The following is an 18,218-nucleotide window of genomic DNA, read 5'->3' as shown; positions in this document are numbered from 1 at the left end:
AAAAGTCCCCTTTAAAACCCAATTAACAAGAAAAACTAATGAGTTAACTCATACAATTCGTTTACTTTGCTAATTAACTTACTAAAAATCAGTTATTAAAAAATAAATATGTCATTTTTTAAGGTAATAGTTCTTTTATTCTAAACAATTAAATGATTATAATTATCATTTATACTTTTATTTTTGTTAATTGATTTTATTTTTATGTTAAGAATTTCTTTATCATCTCCCCAAATGAAGCGTCTTTTCCCGCTGAGCTTACTCAGTTTAATGATCCTGAATATTCAAGATGCCTACGCAGAAGATGTGACTGACTCATCAAAAGTCGCCGCTACCATGCCTACCATAAAAATTGAAGCCATGAGTGAACTCGACCCAATTAAAAGTTATATCGACTACGACAAAGCCAATGTCACACGTAATGGTTTAGACAAAAAAGATATTCCCCAAACCGTTGATACGATTGATGTTCAGAAATATAAAATTTATGGATCGAATGATTTAAGCGTTATGCTACAAGGCACCCCAGGGGTATCAACCAGTTATGATATGCGCGGTGATGGGATCACGATACGTGGTTTTGGTGCTGATACAGGTGATATTTATCGTGATGGCATACGTGAAAGCGGACAAGTACGTCGTAGTACAGCAAATATCGAACGTATTGAAATTTTAAAAGGCCCCGCCTCTGTTTTATATGGCCGTAGTGCTGGCGGTGGAGTTGTGAATATGGTGAGTAAATTCGCCAATTTTGACTCTAAAAGTTCAGTTGGTGCATATGCAGGTTCTTACGACAACTATGGAACAACGGCTGACATTAACCAAGTCATTAATGACAATTTAGCAGTACGTTTAACTGGAGAATATGGCGAGTCAGGCAGCTTCCGCTCTGGCATTGAAAATAAAATTGAAATGTTTTCACCAAGTTTCACTTATAAAAATGACGATGGAACACTCACTTGGACCACACAATACACCTATGACAAATTAGGTCGTGTGCCTGATCGCGGACCATCACGCGACATTCTGCCTGCGGAAACTTCAATCAAAATGGGATTTGCCCAAGACGGCGATTATGTTGATGATATTTTGCAAGTGGTCCGCACCGATGTGAATTATCAATATGCGCCTGATTGGAACTTTCACTGGGCAGCAAGTTACCGACAAGCAGAACAGAACTTTGACCACTTTTATTTTGGAACTTATTGTGGTTTAGATGGTAAAAACTCAAAGAATGAGTCTTGTACTAAAAAAGGTTACATCGACCAAAATTACTACTGGCAACAAACCAGCAATAAGACCACCACCAATACCTTTGATATTAAGGGTAAGTTCAAAACTGGTCAGCTTGAACACCAAATTATGGTGGGTACAGACTGGACTTATGAACAACGAGAGCCACGTCTAGCCAATAAAACTCAAAATGGGTCAGCCATTTATGGTTACGTTAATCCAATCACTGGTGAACGTGAGTACAGTCGTGGCAATGGCCCATTAAAGATTAGTCAGCATAACTATAATGAAGGCACAACTTACGGCGTATTTATTCAAGATTTAATTGGTCTAAATGACCAACTTAAACTCATGCTGGGTGTGCGCTACGATTACTTCGATTTTTCAACCACCAACAAGTTGACTAAAGAACATCGTAATGTAAAAGATGGCAGCTTTAGCCCAAATGTTGGTTTGGTATGGCAACCGCTTCCTGAACATAGCTTTTATACCTCTTACTCTAAGAGCTTTGCACCATTTGGTGGACAAATGGGTGTTAACCAAGTTACTGGAAGCACCGATGTCACAAAAATGGATAAAGAGCCTCAATATAACGAGCAATATGAAGTTGGGGTAAAAAGCGAATGGTTAGATAATCGTTTAAATACTCAATTTTCTGTCTTTGATATTCGTAAAAATAATATTCGCTATAAACCAAATCCTAATGAACAGCCAGATGTATGGGCAACAGCTGGTCAGCATCAATCCCGTGGTCTTGAATTTAGTTTTATTGGCCGTGTACTTGATAATGTCTTTGTCCGTGGTGGTTATGGTTACACAGATGCAAAAGTGAAAGAAGATAAACAAAAGCCTGAACAAGAAGGTAACTATTTAGCCAACACATCTAAAAACACGGGTAATTTATTTGTTCGTTATTTACCAACCGAACAGTGGTATACCGAGGTAGGTGTAACCTATGTAGGTTCGTATTATCCAAATCTTAATAATCAAGTAAAAATGGAAGGTTTTAACCGTGTTGATGCAGCGATTGGCTATAGTGCAGACCCATGGAATGTCACACTTGCAGTAAACAATTTAACCAATAAAGAGTACTGGCGTTCAGACAGCATGCCCGGCACACCACGTAATGTGTTATTGCGTTTGAATTATCAGTTCTAAGTAAAATATTAAAAAGGCATACCTTCTTTAGAAGTATGCCTTTTTCTTTTTAGATACCGTATTTTTCGCGATAAGCTTGCATGTTTGCTAGCGCTTCTTTTTCACCTTTGGGATGGCTGAACAAGGATACAAAGAGAAATTAGGCATGATGCTAGAGTGTAAAAAGTGTGATGAGAAAGATTTCGTAGATTCGCCATTATCTTAAATGAACTATTAAATAAGGCTAAACTCAAGATAGCTCAGCACGGTACTTTTTAAAATTAAAAGTCATATACCAATTGGCATTTGCTGTGATTTCTCACCAACCCTTCAGTTTGTCGTTTAGTTACTTCAACTTCTATCCATGAAAATTTAAATCATCAATACCTGATAATTCTAAAGTTATTGATGATTTAATTAGACCATTTCATAGTCCAAGAACTATGATTACAGCTATTTTTTAAATGGCCACAACAACTGCTTGAAATATCGATTCGATATAGGGGTACGAATGCCCAAACTATCTGCGTAAACTGCTTTTTCTTCGTAGTGAAAAGTGCCAAAAATATGATCCCAAATCACAAAAACCTCGGCAAAATTTTTACTGCCAAAGCCCTGTTTATGGTGCCAACGATGTACTTCAGCAACAGCAAATACATGTTTTAATGGCCCTGCCCGATAGTCTAAGTTGGCGTGTTGAAAACTTAAATGTACCGCAGTAAAGGTTAGCCAACAACCTATCAGCAAGGTTGGTGCCCCTAATATCGTTAACACCAATAAACCAGGCGTTGCCAGTGCAATCGCACTTAATGGATGACGTTTTTCACCATTTAACCAATATAAGCGTTTAGGTTGATGATGAATGGCATGTAATTTCCACAACCAGCGCCGACGATGACTCAGTTTATGCATATACCATAAACCAAAATCGATAATTATCCCCACCAGTAAAAATTGTACCCATATTGGCCATTGAATAGGCCATAATTTAGAAAAAAACTCGAATTTCAGGATAAATTGTAAAATTGTTGCGGTTATTAGAATAAGTGCTACATTAAAAATCGCATGAAAAATGTCAGTGAATGTATCCTCTTGATCATGTAACCATTTTTGTTGATATGGCAAAAAGCGCTCTAACATTGCAACCATAACGCTAATGGATACAATGCATACTAGTGCGGATGGCCAATAGGGTATTTTTTGATAAGCCATCAATAATACTATTGCTAAGGTCGTAACAGATAAAATCGGATAACTCAAATAACGTATTAAAAAATGACTATACTTTAGCATGATGATGTCCTCTATTTAGATTGATCACTACCATGCAGGATTGTTTGATATTTAAATTGAATAAAACGGCTATATTTTATTTAAAAAGTGAATTTACTTAAGATTCAGGCAACAAGATCATCTTGTTTTGAATGTTTTTGACAGCCGAAGGTTGTATGCCAAACATTTGCATACAGGTTCTAGAAAAATGTGCTTGATCGGTAAAGCCACTCTGATACGCTGCTGCAGTTAAATTATTTTCTTCATGTAGATTTTTAAGTGCAATAATCAAGCGTAACCACTTGCGATAACTACGTAATGAAATACCAAAATGAGAATTGAACCAATGTGCTAGACGACTTTCAGATAAGTGATGTAACGCTGCCAGCTCCTGACGTGAAGGAACATAATTATATAATAGATGTTGATAGATATAGCCATTCATTAATTGAGCACGTTCACTAGCTACCATACAATCAAAATAGCACTGTAATTGAGCAAAGGCTTTGGTAATATTATTAGTATGCAAAAAATAAAACCGCAATTGCTCCAGAAGCGTTGTTGGCAGTATTTGTATATGAGAAGTTGAGGCAAAAAATTGATGTATAGCCTGCCCTAAATAATAAGTTCCATCCAAATAAATCGAACAATACTTGCCTTTCTGTAACTGATGCACAGTATTTGCTGGAATGAAAAAACCCCTACCCGTATATAACTGCTCGTATCCAATAATCTGCATAGATTGTAGTGGATCGAGGGGAAAAGTGATCTGATGCGCAAGATGTCGATGTGGTCTGTTATCTCCTGCTTGTCCACAAAAATAACCGTAACCCAAACCAATAGCCATCTGACCTTGCCAATGTGATAGCTGCTCTTTTTTTATCATGTTTATATTTTACAAGATTAACACTAAGATTGAATGCTTTATAAAGATATTTAAATAATTCAGTTATATTAGATTGAGATGGAATATATAAAATTTAAGAGTCCTCAAAAATAAAAACTTGATTTCTTTTAATTTAAGAAATTCTAGAGTTGACATAATGTAATCATACGAAGTTCTTTTTAAATCAATTTCTTATTTCACTTACTAAAACCCAGTCACACTCGATCGGGCTTTTTCATGATTTCCACATTCCACGACTATGATTCAACCCATTTTTTACAAATTTAATGAGATCTACTCAACCATTTAATCCTCTGATAAATGAAAAAGGAAGCCATCGCTTCCTTTTTTCAATTCAATATAGACTTAGATACCGTATTTTTCACGATAAGCTTGCATGTTTGCTAGCGCTTCTTTTTCGCCTTTCGCTTCCAAATAATCCATTAAATCTTTCATGGTAATCAGTGCATGCACAGGGATTTCTAATTCTTTTTGAACTTCTTGAATTGCAGAAAGTTCACCTTGACCACGTTCTTGACGATCTAGCGCAACCAACACACCCGCGATAGTTGCACCAGCATTTTTCAAAATCGTTACAACTTCACGAATAGCAGTACCTGCGGTAATTACGTCATCAATAATCCAGACTTTTTTACCTTCAACCGCAGCACCAACTAAAACACCGCCTTCACCATGATCTTTCGCTTCTTTACGGTTAAAGCCCCATGGTACACTTTTGTTATGGACTTGAGACAAAGCAACAGCAGTCGCTGCTACAAAAGGAATACCTTTGTAAGCTGGTCCAAAAATCACATCAACATTTTCACATTGTGTTAATTTATCAGCATAGCCTTGCGCTAAAAGAGATAAAGCTTCACCATCGTTGAGTAGGCCTGCATTAAAAAAATAAGGACTTACGCGTCCAGATTTTAAAGTAAACTCACCAAATTTAAGCACACCGCGTGATAATGCGAGTTCGATAAATGCTTGCGGGTGAAATGACACAGGCGTTGTCATGAGGTGCTCCAAATTCACAATTGAGGTTAAATTTTCGCATGATACCAAAGGATCAGTATCCAAGTGATGTAAAAATTCTTCGAGTCGTTTCCATTAACGTAAATGGCTTACGTTCTTCAGTAACGAAAGGCTTACTTGAATGGTTAGAACAATCAGATGCCGATGTCGTATGCATGCAGGAAAGCCGCATTACCCATGAACAATGGACTGAAAAATTTAGACCCGAAGGATGGCATACCCATCTCTTTCCAGCAGAGCGTGCAGGTTATGCGGGGACTGCGATATATAGCCGCCTACCCTTTGTCTCTGTTAAAGATGGATTAGGGTTTGAGCTGGCTGACAGTCAAGGCCGCTTTATTTCTGCGGAATTCGATTTAGGTTTGTCACATCCGGTACATATCGCATCATTATACTTACCTTCGGGCTCAAGTGGTGAAGAAGCGCAAGCACGTAAAGATTTATTTTTAGGTGAATACGCAAAAATCTTGAAACAATGGCGTGATGAAAACAAGTCAGTCATCATTTGTGGTGACTACAACATTGTTCATAAACGAATTGATATCAAAAACTGGTCAGGTAACCAGAAATCATCGGGTTGCTTACCACATGAGCGTGCATGGCTTGACCATATTTATGATGAACTGGGCTATGTCGATACTTTCCGTGTAGTTCGCACAGAAGGGGAACTTTATTCATGGTGGTCAAATCGCGGTCAAGCTCGTGCAAAAAATGTAGGTTGGCGTATTGATTACCATGCATGCTCGCCAGACTGGAAAGCACGTACAATTAATGCTTGGGTTTATAAAGATCAATGGTTTAGCGACCACGCACCCGTTATTATCGACTATAAAATTCAAGAATAAGTGAACACTTGTTCACTTACATTGTCGTTTTCGCTTACAGCATATGTCGTTTTTGAGTATTTTTCTTACACAGCTTTAACGGCATTATAGCCCCACGGCACAGGGAAGCAGTCAGGATGACGCAAAAGGATAGGACGCCGTAGGAAGATAAAATAAACTTATGATAAGTTTATTTGCAAGGATGTGACATTGGACGTTGAAATGAGACCCGCATGATCAGGATGATTAAATGCGGGTTTTCTCTTTTCTGTCTCTTATTTTGCGCTAAGTTCTTTTAGTTTTAACTTCTTCTTATTAAGCTCATTATTACCTTGTCTTATGACAATAACATGACATTTCTCTTTCGATTAATCATTAATTTTCATTTGTTTTAAAAGTATCGGTATAAAGTAGTGCTTAAAAGCATTTTGGGTTAGGCTGTGTGATCTCTCTTTTTGACATGGTCCGATAAAATGTTAAAAATTTATGGAATTAAAAACTGTAACTCAATGAAAAAAGCATTTGATGCCTTGCAGGCTAAAGGGCTTAACTATGATTTTCATGATTATAAAAAACAAGGCATTGATGCAGATACTTTAAAAATCTGGTTAAAAGAAATTGGACAAGATACCGTTCTTAACAAAAAAGGGACGACTTGGCGCAAGCTTTCAGAAGAAGAACAAAACCGTGCTCTAAGCAGTGAAGAAAACCTCATTGAAGCACTCATTGCTCAACCAAGTTTGATTAAAAGACCTGTTTTAAAAACTCCACAAGGCTTTATTGTAGGTTTCGATGAAACCGCCTATCAAAATATTCAAGCATAAAAAAACGAGCCAAATGGCTCGTTTTTTTATTAAAACTTTTAGTTCGCGCGAATCCATGTTTGGTTACGACCAAGTGCAGAAACGCCAATATAACCACGTAATTTAAGCTTTTTGCCGCCATCGGTTAACTCACCTTTCAGTTTGTAAGTTTTACCTGATTTTGGGTCTAAAATCGTACCGTTTTCATAACTGTTACCACCTACATTTTTTAAATTATGTACAATGGTGACACCTTTAAGCGGTTTGTTTTTGTACGGACCTTCACATTTTGTACAAGCGTTTTCTTCACCTGGTGTCAAAATGCTCTGAATGGTTGCAGTTAAGGTTCCGTCCTTCTGTTCCGTAAATTTCACTACGGCTTTTGGCTTGTTGGTCTGATCATCAATCGTTTTCCATACCGTTCCATTGAGTGAATCAGCCGCATTGGCAAATGCAGCCATACCAATGAGTCCTAAAGCTAAAGCAATCTTTTTCATTTTTGTAATATCCTTGGGTCTTTCAAGATTTTCAGTATTCAGAAGTCGCAAAGATATTGCAATTTTTGAATGTGACTGTTTCGTGTAACCTTGTAATCTTGCAAAATAAAATTTACAAGAAAACAAGAAACTAGCATAAAAATGGATGCTATATGAATATATCAAATGTTTGGAAATATTATTTTACAGAAACTTTTCTTAAAACAACAATTCGCAAGCCAAGCCAGCTAAATTTGCCGGCTACTGCCTTACGCCCTGTGCTGGATCAGATGTGTCGTGCTTTCCCACGACAAAAAAATGTTTCTGTGCGCCCGATTCGACTAGCAGGTATTAAAGGTGAAGAAATCAAGCCGCAAGATTCTGCGACTCAACTAATTTTTCACATTCACGGCGGTGCTTTTTTCCTTGGTAGTGTCAAAACACATCATGCTTTTATGACGGATTTAGCTGCCCGTACTCAAATGCAGATTATTCATGTGGATTATCCTCTTGCACCAGAGCATCCATACCCTGAGGCAACCGAAGCTCTATACGACATCTATCAGTCTTTAGTGGTCCAAGGCATCCAACCGAAAGATATTATTTTATCTGGTGACTCATGCGGGGCAAATTTAGCGCTAGCACTTTGCTTGCGTTTAAAAGAACAACCCGAACTCATGCCGAGTGGCCTGATTTTATTGTCTCCATTTTTGGATTTAACACTCACGAGTGAGTCTCTTCGGTTTAACAAAAAACATGATGCTTTATTATCTATTGAAGCCCTACAAACAGGCACTCAGTACTATATAGGCAATCATATCGCAGCCGATGACCCGCGTGTTTCACCTATTTTCGACGATTTGCATGGTCTTCCACCAACTTTGGTTCAAGTGGGCTCTAAAGAAATATTATTAGACGATGCCAAGCGTTTTAGAGAAAAAGCTGAAGATGCTGGTGTTAACGTTCAATTCAAACTTTATACGGGCATGTGGCATAACTTCCAGATGTTTAATGCTTGGTTTGATGAAGCTAAACAAGCATTGGCAGATATTGCTGAATTTGCCCATGAGCTTGATAAAACTTAATTTACTGATGAATGATGTGAATAGTCCCAAAACTTTTCACATCATTTTCTTTATAAAAGACATCATGTATAAATTGAAAATCATGTTATGTTTAAAATATAAATTATTTATACAATCCAATTTTAGGATGGTCTAACAAAGAGGCATCTATATTTAGGAGCCCTTACTTACTATGAAAAATCGTTTAATCACTCATCCAATACATAGAACAAAACAGGTGATAATCGATTTCATCCACAATAATCACATTATCAACTGGACTCCATTACAAAAAAGTGCACTGATGCTCACACTTGCCTGTGCAATGAACTTCAGTTGGATTTTATGGAAAGGCTATATTTTAATTACGCCAAGCGTTTGGCAATGGGCAAATCTGCCTTTAGTTGAATCACAAATCTTGCTCAATTTATTTACTTTATTTTTATTAGGCGCTTTGATAATCCCCTGTTATCGCTACAAAAATGATGAATGGGCTCAAAAAGTTATTCCTTTGATTAGTGTACAGTTCTTTGCACTCATGCTATGCCACGATGGATATTTAATTGGCAGTATCAGTCCAGCCACTATGGTCGGTTATGTAGGTACCATCGGTGTGGGTTTGGTGTTATTCGAGCGAAAAATTGTTTATAGCGCCCTTATACCTGCGACGATTATCTTAACAATATGTACGTATCTAAGCATGAAAGGTGTTTTGCCTTATGCGCCATTATTTAATCTTATTGCTATGCAACGAGCCCAAACTAATCCGTTTTGGTTAGGAAGTATGGCTTTTTTTATTATGCCTATTTTATTGGCCTGTTTTATTTTATTTGAAATATTACTCACCCAATGGCGTCAGCGAGAAACTTATATTCAACGTCTAAGCCAAATCGACCCTTTAACCAATGTTTTAAATAGACGTAGTTTAAACACACATTTAGAGTCGCTACACCAACAACAATTTGATTATGCAGTGGTACTTCTTGATATCGATCATTTTAAAAAAATTAATGATATATACGGACATCACCAAGGGGATCAGGTCTTAATTGAAATTGCGCAGTGCCTTTCTGATAATTTGCGCAGTGAGGACATTATTGGTCGATTTGGTGGAGAAGAATTTATTTTATTACTCCCCCACACCGATATTATTCAAGCTGAAAAAATTGCTGAGCGTTGTCGCTGTGCTTTACAAGAATTACCTGTTTGTAGCGCCCAAAATAATCCTATTCATATTAGTGCAAGTTTTGGAATAAGCAGTTCAGCTTTTGCAGAGGACCCTTATCTTGTTATTCGACAGGCTGACCAAGCTCTCTATGCGGTAAAAGCTTCAGGCCGTAATCAGGTACGCACATTTCATCAGACCGAAACTATCAATACCTTATGATTCTTTGAGCTTTGCCAAACTCGCGAGTTGTTGCAAAAGTTCTTGCTGACTAAAAGCACCCGTTAATCGTAAAGCACGAATCTCTTTTTGCTCTGGGCTTAAGAATAAATAGGTCGGTGGTCCTAAAATATTCCATTGTTTGAGTAGCGCTTCATGTGACTGGTCATAATGGCTCAAATCAAGCTTAATTAAATAATATGGCGCAAGAGCAGATTGAACCTCGGGTGCTTTTAAAATACGGTGTTCAATCGGTTGGCAGGCAACACACCAATCTGCATAGACATCAACCACAATAGCTCGATCAGCAGGTGCTGCCGCTAAAATTTTCTCAAAGTCTACCGCACTAGTCGCAATATGCCACGCGGCCATATGATTAGAACTTTGCAAGGTTCGATTTTGAATATGTTGATATTGGTTATAGGCTACAAAAGGTGTAACGATTAATAATAAAATCGCGTAGAGCCCTTGTAGTTGCCCTTTTTTCCAGAAAAACTGATAAACAGCATAGGCTATAAAAGCGAGGCCTAATACTAAACTAAGTACTTGCATGCCCCAATCTGGTAATAAAGGGCGAATAAAATAAAGACTTAAACCCAACATCAGAAAAGCAAAAATTACTTTAATCTGATGCATCCAGTCACCAGCTTTAGGCAAGAATTTTGCCCCTAAAATACTTGCCAGTAACAATGGAATTCCCATTCCAAAACCTAGGCAGAATAAAAGCAAAGCACCTTGCCATTGATTTTGTGTTTGAGAAATAAATAACAAAGTTCCGGCGAGTGGTGCAGTCATACAAGGCCCCACCAAGAGCGCAGAAACGACACCCATAACCCCAGCACCGACCAAAGTGCCGCCTTGTTGCATTGACTGAATACGGTCAAGTCGATTTAACCATGTCTGAGGTAAACGAAGCTCAAATAAACCAAATAAGTTCAGAGCAAAAACAATAAACAGCAAACTAAAAGCAATTAAAGTTGCTGGCTGTTGTAACCAGCGTTGGAAATTTAAACCTGCCGAAGAAGCAATTAAACCCAAGCCCGCATAAACTAACGCCATGCTACACACAAAAGTAAGCGCAATGGTCCATGCTTTTAAACCTTTATGTTCTCGAATAATCAGCGAAGTTAAAATAGGAAGCATTGGTAAAGAACATGGCGTAAATGCGAGCAACATGCCTAAACCTAAAAATAATAAAACTCCATACCAAAGCGAGTGTTCAATTAACTTAGCAGACCAGATCTGATCTTGCGCAATTTGAGGTGTAGCTGTATCAGCTGCTGTCTCTGTACTCTGCTCTTTTTCTAAAGATTCTGAACCCAAGGAAGTTTCGGATTGTGTATTCGCTAAATCTAGTAATCTTTTTGGCGCTGTTCCTGCTTGGTTTTGCACACCCACCAAGCCATCTGCGTCAGTTTGAAATTCAATGGTTTGTGGCGGATAACAAATACGGTCTTTGGCACAGCCCTGCCAAGTCACACTATAGTGCTCTGAAGGCTTAGTCTTAATTTGGAAATTAACTTGATGGTAGTAAACCTGACTTTGCCCATAATTTTCATCATATTGAGCAATCGCTTTAGGTAACTTTAAAGTTAAAGGTTGAGTACCTTGTTGTACGGAAAATTTATGCTGATAGAGATAATAATTTGGCTGAATCTGCCAAGACAAACTCGCAGTATGCGGCTCAGAAGATTCAACCGAAAATGAAAAAGCTTGTTCAGGTGAGAGTAGCTTATCTTGCGCAGAAACCAACTGGCTAAACACAAAAACAGCAACTGCTAGAAAATAAAAAATTCCCTGATGAATAAGCTTTTTCATTAACATAAATTTAAATTGCTTCGATTAGAACAAGAATGCCACGCCTAAGCCACCGTTGTAGCTCTTATCTTGACCCTCTAAATCAACCCCAATACTTGCATCGAGCTGAGTACGATCATTTACAGCGTAGACTAAACCTGTCCCTAAACCATATTCGTAGTCTTGGCTTTCAGCTTTACGGTAAATGAACTCAGAATAACCTGACAACTTACCTGCGATTTTATAATCAATCGTCGGGATTGCAGTTACTGCCCAGTTACTATTTTGTACTTCGTAGCGCATGGTAATTGATGTGCCTACTAAGTCATTATATTTATAAGCGACTGCTGAACTTAGGCTATAAATATCGTCATGTGCAGTAAATTCATCATTTCCAGTGGCAATGATCGCTTCAGCTAACACAGCCATTGATAAGTTTTCATCTTTTAGATCAATTGCTTTTTTCAAACCGATGCTGACATCACCAAAGCCTGAAGTGTCATGTTTTTTACCAGCACGTTTGGTTTGAGTCCATGCTGGACCTTGCCAACCTAATTGTAATTCCAAGCCGTCGGCTAAACCGGTACGGAATAACATATCCTCATTTACAGTTACGGTCTTTTCTTTAACACCATCAACCGTTGACTCTGTATAAGTTGCACTTGGTAAGCCTTGTTCCCAAGCCAATTTACCAACTGGAGTAATCCCTGTTCCAAAGCCTGCACCTGGGCGGTCAAAAGAAAACTCCGCAGCGAAAGTACTTCCAGCAGCAACAGTGGTCAGAGCAAAAGTTAAAATTTGAAATGTTCTCATTCTATTATCCAATCAAGTAGTTAGTTCTTTTGACATTTTTGCCCCATGTTGGCGCAATAACTCTAATGTTTCACGCTCTTCTTGAAGCGCTTCTGACCAATCTATTTCATCAAAGTCACAATCAAAGAACAACTGACTGATTGAAGATAAAATAGTGAGTCCTTCTTCATCACGTGTATTTGGATCAACTTTTTCATTTAATAAACGTTGAACGGCTGGCGCACATGCCGAGCTTGCTGCATCCCATAAAGGACCATAAAACTCTTCTGCATCCCAAAGGTGTACATTCGCTTTGGCTTGAATCAACGCTTCGAGTATATCGAGGTAAACCTGTAATGATTGTTGTTTTTCTTCTTGTGATAGTGGTGTACCAGCTTCATAAGCTTCTGATACATCTTCCCACCATTTAAAAATTCCATCACAAATGATTGATACAGGTGGTCCTTGTTCCGGATCAATAAAGTTCGGATCAAGTCCTTCAGCAAGTAATTTTTGCACTTGCGCGAGTTCTAATTCTTCTATGGCTTTAATTAAAGCTTGCTGCTGGGTGGTTAACATGACCATCTCTCAAAAATATATTAGGGCTATTATGCCTAATCTCTTCTGAAGATTTTAGAGGTTGATTGCATCGCATTGCAAACCTAATGTTGTGAATAGTTTTATTTTCATTAAATATAAAAAAAAGCCCCGAAGGGCTTTTTAGGATTTTAAATTAAACTTCATCATCAATGAATTCTGGTTGACCACCTCTCGGGTGTTCCTTTTTCTCAAAAGTATGTTCAAGGCTACGTTTTAATTTTTCAATCGCTCCATGAATTGAAGCATCAATATTTCCTGCTTTATGGTGTACTGCAACTGGTTTCAAACCTGAAGGACGTGCTTCAATCATACAGTGGATATCTTTGTCACCACCTTTGTCCCCATTTTCATCACTAAAATGAACCGAGAAATGCGTAATACGTTCGCTATGACGTTGGAATTCTTGAGTAAGTTCTGCACGTACATAAGTAATTAAACGTTCACTGTTATGGATGTTTTTATCTGTGCGGATTTCAATATTCATAAATACCATCCTCTCTTTCTTACTGTGGATCTTTTCTATGCAAAACTTTTTTATGTTGGCATGTTTTAAGCATGCATGAACTGACTTCAATTGTACATTTTGATGGTGTAATGGTTTGTTATCTCCTGACTTAAACGTACTGCTTTTAATTTATTTTGAAGATCTTCATATCTTCAATATCAGTCCATCTATAAAAATATGCAAGCTGATTTTTTAAATTTTTATGAAAAATTGAACAAAAGGAGAGCAATTGTGTCCGAATCTTATCTATCTGGAGCAGAACTTATTGAGCAGATTCAAAAGTCTCCTTATTCACGTGATTTAATCGGTTATCACGGGCAACCGCCACAGGTTAAATGGCCTAACAATGCCAAGGTTGCTGTGCAATTTGTGCTTAATTATGAAGAAGGTGGCGAAAAACATATTGAGCACGGCGATGAGGGCTCAGAACAGTTTTTATCAGAGATTATTGGTGCCGCAAGTTACCCAGCTAAACATATGTCGATGGACTCTATGTACGAATATGGTTCACGTGCTGGATTTTGGCGCATTCATAATGAATTCCAAAAGCGCAAACTTCCAATGACCATTTTCGGAGTTGCAATGGCGCTTGCCCGCAATCCTTATATTGTAGAAGCAATTAAGCAAGCTGACTATGATGTTGTTTCACATGGCTACCGCTGGCTTCACTATCAAGATACTGATATTGAAGTCGAAAAGAAGCATATGGAACAAGCTTTAACTGTTTTAGAAAACTTGTTTGAAAATAAAACTATAGGTTGGTACACCGGACGTGACAGCCCTAATACACGTCAGTTACTCGCAGAGTTTCCACAAATACAATATGACTCTGATTATTATGGCGATGACCTACCTTTTTGGACAACGCTTACCGATACTACAGGTGCATCACGCTCTCATCTGATTATTCCTTATACTTTGGAATGTAACGACATGAAGTTCTGCTCACCAGGCGGATTTAATAGTTCAGAACAGTTTTTTCAATATTTGAAAGATAGTTTCGATGTGCTGTATGCAGAGGGAGAAACTGCACCAAAAATGATGTCGATTGGAATGCATTGCCGCATTTTGGGGCGTCCGGGCCGTTTTAAAGCATTACAAAAATTTCTCGACTATATTCAAATGCATGATCGAGTATGGGTATGTCGTCGACAGGAGATTGCCGAACATTGGTATAAAAATCACATAACTAAATAATTGATTTTTAATTTTCAAAATTCATAAGCGAATTAAAACTCGCTATTGGCACTGTTATTGCTAAAACTCCATATCAAGACAACGAGTTTAGGAATAACAGTGTTTTTAGCCAAGTTTAATCAAGCCCCACCAGAACAACTCAAGACTTTGTTAAAAAACTGTGTCCATATTCAAGCATGGGCCGAAAAAATCATCTCAAAACGCCCCTATTCAACAAAAGCATCTCTTTTGGAATATGCAGAACAATTAAGTCAAATGTGGTCATGGCAAGAGATTCAAGCAGCTTTAGCAACTCATCCAAAAATTGGTGAACGCGAAGCTAAAAAACAACTCAATGCAAAAGAGCAAGATTTTTCATCTAAAGAACAAGCTGGCATTTCTTTAGATGAACAAACACAACAAGCTCTGCTGCAAGGTAATCTTGATTATGAGCAAAAGTTTGGCTTTATTTTTTTAATTAAAGCGGCAGGCCTCAGTAGTGATGAAATTTTAAAAAAGCTACATGAAAGACTAAAAAACGACTTAGCTATCGAAAAAACAATTGTACATGAGCAACTCGCAGCGATTGCTCTATTACGTCTATCTCAGGAAATACAAGCATGATCAGCACTCATATTTTAGATACGAATTTAGGTAAACCAGCTGCAGACGTAGAAGTAAAGTTGTTTCATGCAGCAACCCATGAACTGATAGCGACAGCAACCACCAATCAAGATGGTCGAGTGAGTGATTTTGGCATAACAGACTTTGCAGAAGGTGCTTATCAACTTGAATTTGAAATTGCTCCTTATTTTTCATCGCAGCAAGTCAAAACTTTTTTCCCGCGTGTTTGTATCCAATTTTTCATAGAAGACATCAATCAGCATTATCACATTCCTTTATTGATCAGCCCATTTGCTTACTCCACTTATCGCGGTAGCTAACTCAGATATAAATAGGAGAAAAATATGAATTATCAGCAAAAAAATGCGATTTCTCCAGAGCATGAATATTTAGGAATTTCCAAAAGTTTTGCTTACGGCTTACAGCATGTGCTGACCATGTATGGTGGCATTGTAGCCCCGCCCTTGATTATTGGAACGGCAGCTGGCTTAAGCTCAGCACAAATCGGAATGCTCATTGCAGCAGCCCTATTTGTAGGTGGATTGGCAACACTGATTCAAACCATCGGTACCAAATATCTAGGCGCAAAATTACCTCTGGTACAGGGTGTATCTTTCGCGGGTGTGGCCACCATGGTCGCCATTATCACTACAGGCGGTGGTTTACCTGCTGTCTACGGCGCGGTCATTGCTGCATCTCTAATTGGGCTATGCCTTGCACCTTACTTTTCAAAAATTATTCGTTTTTTCCCACCTGTTGTGACGGGATGCGTTATCACGATTATTGGTCTATCTTTATTACCCGTTGCGATTCGCTGGATGATGGGCGGCAACAACAAAGCGCCTGACTGGGGTAGCGTAGAAAATATCTCTTTGGCCCTGCTGACCTTAGGCATTGTGATTGTTCTAAATATGCTGCCGCAAGCAAGCATTCGTCGTTTATCAATTTTGTTGGCTATTGTGGCTGGTACTACCCTCGCCTACTTCATGGGTTTTGGTGATTTTAGTCAGGTGAGTTCAGGCGCATGGCTCCAATTTCCACACTTATTTGCTTTCGGTTTACCGACTTTCGAGCTAAGTGCAATTTTATCGATGCTAATTGTTACCTTAGTGATTATGACGGAAACCACAGCCGATATTATTGCTGTCGGAGACATTGTAGGAACTGAAGTCGATTCAAAACGTATCGCCAATGGTGTTCGTGCAGATATGTTCTCAAGTGCTTTTGCACCTATCTTTGGTTCGTTCATGCAAAGCGCTTTTGCCCAAAATGTTGGACTGGTTGCGATTACAGGCATCAAAAGCCGCTTTGTAGTCGCAGCAGGGGGTGTCATTCTGATTATTTTAGGACTACTACCTATTATGGGTCGTTTGATTGCAGCGATTCAAATGCCCGTACTTGGTGGTGCAGGTTTGGTCTTGTTTGGATCAGTTGCAGCGAGTGGAATTCGCACTTTGGCAAAAATAGATTATAACGATCAGAAAAATTTAATTATTGTCGCAACCGCTTTATCAGCTGGGATGATCCCAATTATTAACCATGAGTTTTATGCTCATTTCCCAGTTTGGGTACAAACTTTGTTCCATTCGGGCATTAGTTCAACTTGTCTCTTTGCTATCTTGTTGAATTTATTATTTAATCATTTACCTTCATTTCGTAGCTCGCGCACCCCACATTTAAGCCAAACAATAAACACAAGAAATACTCATTAAAGATTTAATTTTTAGCGCCCCACTTCGGTGGGCTTTTTTTTAACCGTTGATCAAATTTGGCTTCATTTTTGCTTAAGACCCTGTATCCTTAGCGTGCTTTATTTGGGGGGAGATCATTTAAATGCAATTAAAGCAACTTGCGGCGACTTGTGCCTTGTTATCTGCAACTGCCATGGTTCAGGCGAAACCAATCTGGCAAGATTTTAGTGTGACTGGACTTTATGGTGAAAACTATGAAGTTGTAGATGACAAAGAAACCACGATTACTTTGGAATATGCAGCGAAAGTTAAATACGCTGATGTATTTTTCTTCATGGACCACATGCGTGGCGAAGATGATCATAAAAGTACATATTTTGAATTATCACCACGTTTAAGCTTAGGCGAAGTGTCTGGTAAAAAACTGGCATATGGCCCAATTAAAGATGTGTTGATCAGTACCACTTGGGAAAGTAATACTCAAACTGGCCAAAACTTCGACAACTTCTTGTATGGTTTTGCAGTTGATTTAGATATCCCATATTTCCAATATGCAAATTTAAACTTCTACCGTGCGAATAATGAGAAAACTGACGACGATTATCAGATGACGTTCGTTTATGGCATTCCATTAAAATTAGGATCTGAAGATTTCTTAGTAGACGGTTTCCTTGACTGGTCAACTGCTGAAGGCGACCATGCGAGCGAGTTGAACTGGACAACTCAGTGGAAATGGAATGTAGGTAAACACATTTCTCCTGATACACGCCTATACCTAGGTATCGAGCACTCAGTGTGGAATAACAAATTTGGTCTTCAAGGTCGAGACGAAAATAACGTTAGTGCACTGGTTAAATACCACTTCTAAAATCCAAATTTAGAAGATAAAAACAGCAAGGAAAATTCCTTGCTGTTTTTG

General features: G+C 38.3%; 18 protein-coding genes. 10 read left to right on the top strand and 8 right to left on the bottom strand.

What is annotated here, in order from left to right; translation table 11 throughout:
• Positions 1–204: 204 nt before the first annotated feature.
• Positions 205–2,391: a TonB-dependent receptor gene (locus KIP84_RS00730; protein WP_213689139.1), complete on the top strand. Its 2,187-nt coding sequence runs from the start codon at positions 205–207 to the stop codon at positions 2,389–2,391.
• A 432-nt stretch (positions 2,392–2,823) separates the two neighbouring features.
• Here the strand turns inward: KIP84_RS00730 and KIP84_RS00725 are convergent, their stop codons facing one another.
• The 3 genes from KIP84_RS00725 to pyrE all read right to left on the bottom strand — a co-directional run bounded on the left by KIP84_RS00725 (position 2,824) and on the right by pyrE (position 5,545).
• Complete coding sequence (locus tag KIP84_RS00725; RefSeq protein ID WP_213689138.1) at positions 2,824–3,663, bottom strand: sterol desaturase family protein; 840 nt, start codon at positions 3,661–3,663, stop codon at positions 2,824–2,826.
• A 97-nt stretch (positions 3,664–3,760) separates the two neighbouring features.
• The gene (locus KIP84_RS00720; protein WP_213689137.1) at positions 3,761–4,528 is read right to left on the bottom strand and encodes a helix-turn-helix domain-containing protein; all 768 of its coding nucleotides are present in this window, start codon (positions 4,526–4,528) and stop codon (positions 3,761–3,763) included.
• Positions 4,529–4,894: 366 nt separating this feature from the next.
• Positions 4,895–5,545 (bottom strand): orotate phosphoribosyltransferase, encoded by a 651-nt coding sequence (gene pyrE, locus KIP84_RS00715; protein ID WP_000211305.1) that lies wholly within the window; start codon positions 5,543–5,545, stop codon positions 4,895–4,897.
• A gap of 38 nt (positions 5,546–5,583) precedes the next feature.
• Here pyrE and KIP84_RS00710 point away from each other — a divergent pair, with 38 nt between their 5' ends.
• Both KIP84_RS00710 and KIP84_RS00705 read left to right on the top strand, forming a co-directional pair.
• Positions 5,584–6,408 (top strand): exodeoxyribonuclease III, encoded by an 825-nt coding sequence (locus tag KIP84_RS00710; RefSeq protein WP_213689136.1) that lies wholly within the window; start codon positions 5,584–5,586, stop codon positions 6,406–6,408.
• A 452-nt stretch (positions 6,409–6,860) separates the two neighbouring features.
• Positions 6,861–7,211 carry an arsenate reductase gene (locus KIP84_RS00705; protein WP_068564562.1) on the top strand — a complete coding sequence of 117 codons (351 nt, stop codon included), beginning with the start codon at positions 6,861–6,863 and terminating at the stop codon, positions 7,209–7,211.
• A 38-nt stretch (positions 7,212–7,249) separates the two neighbouring features.
• Here KIP84_RS00705 and KIP84_RS00700 read toward each other — a convergent pair whose 3' ends face one another.
• Positions 7,250–7,687: a DUF2147 domain-containing protein gene (locus tag KIP84_RS00700; RefSeq protein WP_005066784.1), complete on the bottom strand. Its 438-nt coding sequence runs from the start codon at positions 7,685–7,687 to the stop codon at positions 7,250–7,252.
• A 152-nt stretch (positions 7,688–7,839) separates the two neighbouring features.
• On the opposite strand from KIP84_RS00700, the gene KIP84_RS00695 reads away from it, so the two are divergent.
• Positions 7,840–8,751: an alpha/beta hydrolase gene (locus KIP84_RS00695; RefSeq protein WP_086355271.1), complete on the top strand. Its 912-nt coding sequence runs from the start codon at positions 7,840–7,842 to the stop codon at positions 8,749–8,751.
• A 172-nt stretch (positions 8,752–8,923) separates the two neighbouring features.
• Positions 8,924–10,117 (top strand): GGDEF domain-containing protein, encoded by a 1,194-nt coding sequence (locus KIP84_RS00690; protein ID WP_199977154.1) that lies wholly within the window; start codon positions 8,924–8,926, stop codon positions 10,115–10,117.
• Here the strand turns inward: KIP84_RS00690 and dsbD are convergent.
• The 4 genes from dsbD to KIP84_RS00670 all read right to left on the bottom strand — a co-directional run bounded on the left by dsbD (position 10,112) and on the right by KIP84_RS00670 (position 13,787).
• Positions 10,112–11,938: a protein-disulfide reductase DsbD gene (dsbD, locus tag KIP84_RS00685; RefSeq protein WP_213689135.1), complete on the bottom strand. Its 1,827-nt coding sequence runs from the start codon at positions 11,936–11,938 to the stop codon at positions 10,112–10,114. The genes KIP84_RS00690 and dsbD overlap by 6 nt on opposite strands.
• 18 nt (positions 11,939–11,956) lie before the next feature.
• The gene (locus tag KIP84_RS00680) at positions 11,957–12,724 is read right to left on the bottom strand and encodes a transporter (RefSeq protein WP_005066775.1); all 768 of its coding nucleotides are present in this window, start codon (positions 12,722–12,724) and stop codon (positions 11,957–11,959) included.
• Positions 12,725–12,736: 12 nt separating this feature from the next.
• Entirely contained in the window at positions 12,737–13,282 is a 546-nt protein-coding gene (locus KIP84_RS00675; protein ID WP_032062527.1) for an ankyrin repeat domain-containing protein, read from the bottom strand.
• A 154-nt stretch (positions 13,283–13,436) separates the two neighbouring features.
• Positions 13,437–13,787 (bottom strand): HPF/RaiA family ribosome-associated protein, encoded by a 351-nt coding sequence (locus KIP84_RS00670; RefSeq protein ID WP_001019316.1) that lies wholly within the window; start codon positions 13,785–13,787, stop codon positions 13,437–13,439.
• Between the two features lie 252 nt (positions 13,788–14,039).
• Here KIP84_RS00670 and puuE point away from each other — a divergent pair, with 252 nt between their 5' ends.
• From puuE to KIP84_RS00645, 5 genes are all read left to right on the top strand, one after another.
• Positions 14,040–15,005, top strand: a complete 966-nt coding sequence (gene puuE, locus KIP84_RS00665) for an allantoinase PuuE (protein ID WP_199964051.1) — start codon at positions 14,040–14,042, stop codon at positions 15,003–15,005.
• A 99-nt stretch (positions 15,006–15,104) separates the two neighbouring features.
• On the top strand, positions 15,105–15,608 hold the full coding sequence (gene uraD / locus KIP84_RS00660) for a 2-oxo-4-hydroxy-4-carboxy-5-ureidoimidazoline decarboxylase (RefSeq protein WP_213689134.1): 504 nt from the start codon (positions 15,105–15,107) through the stop codon (positions 15,606–15,608).
• The gene (gene uraH, locus KIP84_RS00655; protein ID WP_005066767.1) at positions 15,605–15,928 is read left to right on the top strand and encodes a hydroxyisourate hydrolase; all 324 of its coding nucleotides are present in this window, start codon (positions 15,605–15,607) and stop codon (positions 15,926–15,928) included. Before uraD ends, uraH begins: the two co-directional genes overlap by 4 nt.
• A 24-nt stretch (positions 15,929–15,952) precedes the next feature.
• Complete coding sequence (locus tag KIP84_RS00650; protein WP_213689133.1) at positions 15,953–17,320, top strand: nucleobase:cation symporter-2 family protein; 1,368 nt, start codon at positions 15,953–15,955, stop codon at positions 17,318–17,320.
• A gap of 121 nt (positions 17,321–17,441) precedes the next feature.
• Positions 17,442–18,167 (top strand): outer membrane protein OmpK, encoded by a 726-nt coding sequence (locus KIP84_RS00645; protein ID WP_033849090.1) that lies wholly within the window; start codon positions 17,442–17,444, stop codon positions 18,165–18,167.
• The last annotated feature ends 51 nt before the right edge of the window (positions 18,168–18,218 follow it).

The organism is Acinetobacter sp. BHS4 (assembly GCF_018454425.1).
In the GTDB taxonomy this organism is placed as follows: domain Bacteria; phylum Pseudomonadota; class Gammaproteobacteria; order Pseudomonadales; family Moraxellaceae; genus Acinetobacter; species Acinetobacter pittii.
This window is presented reverse-complemented; position numbering and strand designations above follow the sequence as displayed.